The organism is Winogradskyella sp., from assembly GCF_025210595.1.
GTDB lineage: Bacteria > Bacteroidota > Bacteroidia > Flavobacteriales > Flavobacteriaceae > Winogradskyella.
Map to the genome: position 1 here is coordinate 1 of NZ_JAOARH010000143.1, position 5705 is coordinate 5705.

The window sequence follows — 5705 nt, forward strand, 5'->3', positions numbered from 1 at the left end:
CAAAATGCTATAGCAAATTTAACTGAAGCACAACGTGTTGCTTTTTTAATGAATAGAGTTGAAGGAAAACGCTTTAAGGAAATTGCGGCACTTTTAGACATATCTACTAAAGCTGTTGAAAAACGGATTTATGGTGCATTAAAAAAATTACGTGAAGATATTGATGGGATATAGAATTAAGGTATGAGATTTTGAAGTGTGAGGTGTGAGATTTGGAATTTGGAATTTGGAATTTGGAATTTGGAATTTGGAATTTGGAATTTAATGAAGGGTAGGAATTTTTAACACTCAACTGTTATATAGTTAAAGCACATAGAATAATTTGTAAAAATTAAACAATCTTGCTTTTGTAAGAAATATTATGAACAGAGAAGAACTCATAAAAAAATGGTTAGACAATAACCTAAATGCAGAAGAGCAAAAAGCTTTTGAGCAGCTAGAGGATTACAGTGATTTAATCCGAATGAATAGTGCGCTACAAGGTTTTAAATCTCCTAATTTCTCTGTAGACAAGCATTATAACGAGCTAAAACCAAAATTAAAATCCAACAACAATAAGTTACAACCTTGGTACAAACCATTACTTAGAGTTGCAGCTATTTTGGCGATTTGTTTTAGTGCTTATTATTATACAACAACGTTAGATACTGAAGTTAATACCCTTATTGCAAAACAAACCAATATTGAATTACCTGATGCCTCTGAAGTAATGCTTAATGCAAATTCTTCTTTAGTCTTTAATGAAAGTCAATGGAACAAAAACCGTGAAGTAAAACTAAATGGTGAAGCATTTTTTAAAGTAGCTAAAGGAAAAAAATTCGATGTTATTACTGATAACGGTGTTGTAAGCGTTTTAGGAACGCAGTTTAACGTAAAACAACGTAACGATTACTTTGAAGTAACATGTTTTGAAGGTTTGGTTGGTGTAAAGTTTAATGAAGAATTTGCAAAACTAAAACCTGGACACAGTATAAAAGTCATAGATGGGAAGTTACTTGCTAATGAAAAAGAACTCACTGCGCAACCCATTTGGTTGCGTGGTGAAAGTAGCTTTAAAAATACGCCTTTAAAGCACGTTATCGCTGAACTTGAAAATTATTATGATATAGATGTAGTTATAGACAAAGCAGATGCTTCACGATTATTTAGTGGTAGTTTTACTCATAAAAATCTAGATTTAGCATTGCAATCTGTAACAATACCTTTAAATTTAAGCTATAGTAAGTCTGGAACTTCTATTGTATTAAAGCGTGAATAAACTTTTACTTCGTATTGTTTTATTTTTTTTAGTTATGCTCTCCTTTAATTTGGGTAATTCTCAAAATAAGGAACAAAAACCACTCGCTCAAATTCTTGAACAAATAGAAAAACGCTACGACGTTAAGTTCTCTTACGAAACAAAGACTTTAGACAATATAGTAATACATCCTTTAAGCTCTAAACTTACTTTAGAAGAAGTACTATACGAACTAAACACACATACTCCATTAAACTTTAAAATCTTAAGCAGTCGTTTTATTGCTATCACGCCAAAAGACCAGACTATTCAACGGCTAGAAGAGGTTGTGGTAACCAATTATTTATCTAAAGGCATCTCTAAAACCAATAACGGAACAGTAACTGTAAAAGCCAAGGCTTTTGACATATTACCTGGTTTAATAGAACCAGATGTGTTACAGATTGTGCAAAATCTACCAGGTATTATAAGTGTAGACGAACGCATTTCTAATATTAATGTAAGAGGTGGAACTAATGATCAAAACTTGGTACTTTACGAAGGCATTAGAATGTATCAATCTGGTCATTTTTTTGGTTTAATCTCAGCTTTTAATCCTTACTTATCAGACGATGTACGTATCTCTAAAAATGGTACAAGCGCACTTTATGGCAATGGAGTGTCTAGTACTATTTCTATAAAAAATTCAGACAACATTGATCATAAATTCAATGCAGGATTTGGCACCAACCTTTTAAGTGTTGATGGTTATGCAAAAGTTCCGTTGAGCAAAAAAACCGAATTACAATTATCTGCAAGACGTTCTTTTACAGATGTTTTGGTTTCAACAACTTATGACGCTTATTTTGATAGAATTTTTAGAGATTCAGAACTCAATGGTTCTAATGACACCAACACTATTCTTGCTTTAGACGAAAGCTTTTTGTTCTACGATATTAATGCTAAGTTTTTATATGATATTAATAATACATCTAAGCTTCGCATTAATTTACTAAACATTTACAATAACCTAGATTACAATCAAGTATACACCAATTCTGAAAATAATTTTCAAGAAACTAAAAGCTCGTTAAATCAAGTAAGCTATGGTGCAAGTGCTACGTATTCTAAAATATTTAAAGACAATATTTCTACTTCAGCACAATTCTATTACTCTAATTACGACTTAGATGCACACAACAATGATGTTTCTAATAATCAGCTTCTTATTCAAGAAAACAAAGTAGAAGATTACGGATTGCGTTTAGATGTTAAAAAAACCGTAGATAATAACACAGAAGTAAGAGGAGGTTATCAATTTAATGAGGTAGGTGTTACCAATTTTGAAGATGTTTCTAACCCTAACTTTACAAGTTTAGTTAAGGAAATTATTAGAACTCATGCTTTTTTTGGCGAAACAGAACGCTATTCAAAATCACGAAACACTTATATTCGCTTAGGTGCGCGTATTAGTTATTTTGAAAAACTTAAAGAACTTGTACTTGAACCTAGATTTGCCTTTAATCAGAAAATTTCTGATAACATTAGACTTGAGGTTTTGGGTGAATTAAAAAGCCAATCCATTAGTCAGGTTATCGATTTACAACAAGATTTTTTTGGAATTGAAAAACGACGATGGCAGCTTTCTAAGCTAGACAATGTACCGCTTGTAAAAAGCCAGCAAATATCATTAGGAGTTAGTTACAATCAAAACAACCTATTAGTTTCGCTTGAAGGTTATTACAAAAATGTTGATGACATAACAGCACAAAGCCAAGGTTTTCAGAATCAATTTCAGTTTGTAAATGACATTGGATCTTACACTGTAACAGGTCTCGATTTTCTCATCAATAAGCGTTTTAATAATTTTAGCACATGGCTGAGCTACACTTTAAGTAATAATGATTATAAGTTTGATACTATAAATGACGGAAGCACCTTTCCGAACACTGTAGATTTAACCCATGTTGCTAATGCATCATTAACTTACAGTTTAAAAAATTTTAAAATAGGCTTAGGAATTAACTGGCACTCTGGCAGAGCTTACACAAAACCTGCATCAGTACAAGACAACAGCAATTCTTTTATAGAATATAACAACCCTAATAGCGCAAGGTTAGGAGATTATTTTAGAGCAGATCTATCTGCTATATATAAATTTCAAGTTTCTAAAAGCATAAAAGCAGAAATAGGAGCTTCTGTTTGGAACATGTTTAATCAAACCAATATCATTAAGAGATATTACACCTTAGACAGTGATAATAATATTGTAGAAATTAACAACCGTTCTTTAAAGTTTACTCCTAATTTGAGCGCGAGATTCAATTTTTAATTGTTATTTGCATAACAAACCACCCAAGAATGCTCTTAAAAAAAGTCATTAGCCTTACTGCTCTTACAGTTTTCTTCTGTTTAAAAAACAATGCAGCCTTTGCCCAATCAAAAAATATTAGCAATGATGAATCGTATTTTTTCACACCAGAAATACTCATTGGCAAAACCCTTGAAGCTAATACATTTTTTCCCGAAAGAAAACTTCAAAAGAATGTACTCTTAAGCATTGGAAAAAACAATTACAATACCGATAAAGAATGGGCTGCAAGACTCAATTATCCTACAACAGGTGTTTCATTTGGTTATTCAGATTTTGGTAACATAGAAAAGATTGGTAGAGCGTATTCTGTAATGCCTTTTATAGAATTTTCTATTCTAAAATCATCATTTGCTAATAATTTGAATTTACATGTTGGCTTAGGAGGCTCTTATATGGACACCCAATACAATATAAACACCAACCCTTTTAACAGAGCAATAACTACAAAAATAAATTGGTCTTTTAGGTCATTTATATACTACACTTTTCTTAAAAGCGAGAAAACAGATTGGCGATTTGGTCTCGGTTATTTGCATCATTCTAATGGTCATACAAGCTTACCAAACCAAGGACTTAACTCTTTGGCTGCAAGTATTTCTGCTAAATTAAAAAAACACAAAGAGCCTATAAATTTTGAAAAACCAGAGTTTTCATCTAAATCTCAAACCTATTTTTCTAGCAGAATAGGAATTGGACAAAATGTACTATCCGAAAAATTCAATACTAAAAAAGAAGTGTATAGCATAGCTGCTTCTGCCGGAAAAATAATCAATAACACGTTTAAGTTTGGTGGTGGTTTTTATTATCGGTTTTATGAGCACTACTATGATTACATAAAAAACAACGAAACTTTAGTTGAAGAGCAATATCCTCATTTTACAGACAACCCTTATGGTTACGCTACAAATTTTGGGCTTTTTGCAACTTCAGAATTATTAATTGATCATTTTGGTTTTGAATTTGACCTTGGACTGAATGTTTTTAAACCTTTTTATAAAATTGATTGGAAACTAAACCAAGGCTATTCCTACCAAAACGCAAATGGAGAAACCATTGAAATTTTAGGTGAATTAGACTGGTATTATGAAATAAAGCGTACCGTATCTGCCAGAATGGGATTAAAATATTATTTATGGTCTACAAATAAAGCACCTAAACGTAATATATTTATTGGTGTACATATTAATGCCAATCTTGGACAAGCCGACTTTACTGAATTAAGCTTAGGCTATGTATATCGTTTTAATTTGAAATCAAAAAAATAAAGCTATGACTGAACAAGAATTATACAAATTAAAGTTCCCAATTGGTGAGTTTAACAAACCAGAACACATAACTCAAAAGCACATATCCGAATGGATTAAAACCATTGAATCTCTACCTAAACGTATTGAAGAAATTACAAAAGAATTAAGTGACAAAGAACTAAACTATAAATACAGACCTAACGGTTGGACTATTAGACAAGTTGTGCATCATTGTGCTGATAGCCATATAAATAGTATTGTAAGATTTAAACTTGCTATAACAGAAGATACACCAACAATACGTCCATATTTTGAAGACCGATTTGCCAAACTCGTTGATTACTCAGAACCTATCGATGCCCCTATTTCTATTTTAAAAGGAGTACATAAAAAGCTTGGCATTTTACTCAATAGTTTTTCTGAAAATGATTTAAAAAGAGAATTCATTCACCCAGAACATGGTAAACGTTTTTCAATTGAAGAAACTATTGGTGTTTACGCTTGGCATAGTAATCATCACTTTGCACATATAAAGCAGGCGTTAAAACACAAAGGAAAGTATGATTAATTAAAATCATAAAACAATACTCTTGATGCTTTGACTAGAGGCAAAGATTATTTTTTTTTCGCATAAAATAGATACTAATTACCACAAATAAGTATCTATTTTCTTTGCTCTAGTCTATACATCTAACCTCTAACAGCAGAGCGATCTAATTTCTATTTAAATTAAGGATTTCCGTTAACAGATGATTTGCTTTCCTTTTGCTTTTGTTTTTCAATACTCTTCTTAATTTTTTCAATAGCAGATTCAATAGATTTATCTGGTTCTATTAAATTGTATTTTCCCCAAAAATTAGGATCAGAA

General features: G+C 31.4%; 5 protein-coding genes. All 5 read left to right on the forward strand.

All coding sequences use genetic code 11. The features are described from left to right. A partial coding sequence (locus N4A42_RS13760) for a sigma factor-like helix-turn-helix DNA-binding protein (RefSeq protein ID WP_294075167.1) occupies positions 1–174 on the forward strand: 174 nt, incomplete at its 5' end. 187 nt (positions 175–361) lie between these two features. Continuing rightward, positions 362–1258, forward strand: a complete 897-nt coding sequence (locus N4A42_RS13765) for a FecR family protein (protein ID WP_294075155.1) — start codon at positions 362–364, stop codon at positions 1256–1258. Next, on the forward strand, positions 1251–3548 hold the full coding sequence (locus N4A42_RS13770; protein WP_294075157.1) for a TonB-dependent receptor: 2298 nt from the start codon (positions 1251–1253) through the stop codon (positions 3546–3548). Before N4A42_RS13765 ends, N4A42_RS13770 begins: the two co-directional genes overlap by 8 nt. Positions 3549–3577: 29 nt before the next feature. Then, on the forward strand, positions 3578–4855 hold the full coding sequence (locus N4A42_RS13775) for an acyloxyacyl hydrolase (protein WP_294075160.1): 1278 nt from the start codon (positions 3578–3580) through the stop codon (positions 4853–4855). A gap of 4 nt (positions 4856–4859) precedes the next feature. Next, on the forward strand, positions 4860–5405 hold the full coding sequence (locus tag N4A42_RS13780) for a YfiT family bacillithiol transferase (RefSeq protein ID WP_294075164.1): 546 nt from the start codon (positions 4860–4862) through the stop codon (positions 5403–5405). Positions 5406–5705 lie beyond the last annotated feature (300 nt).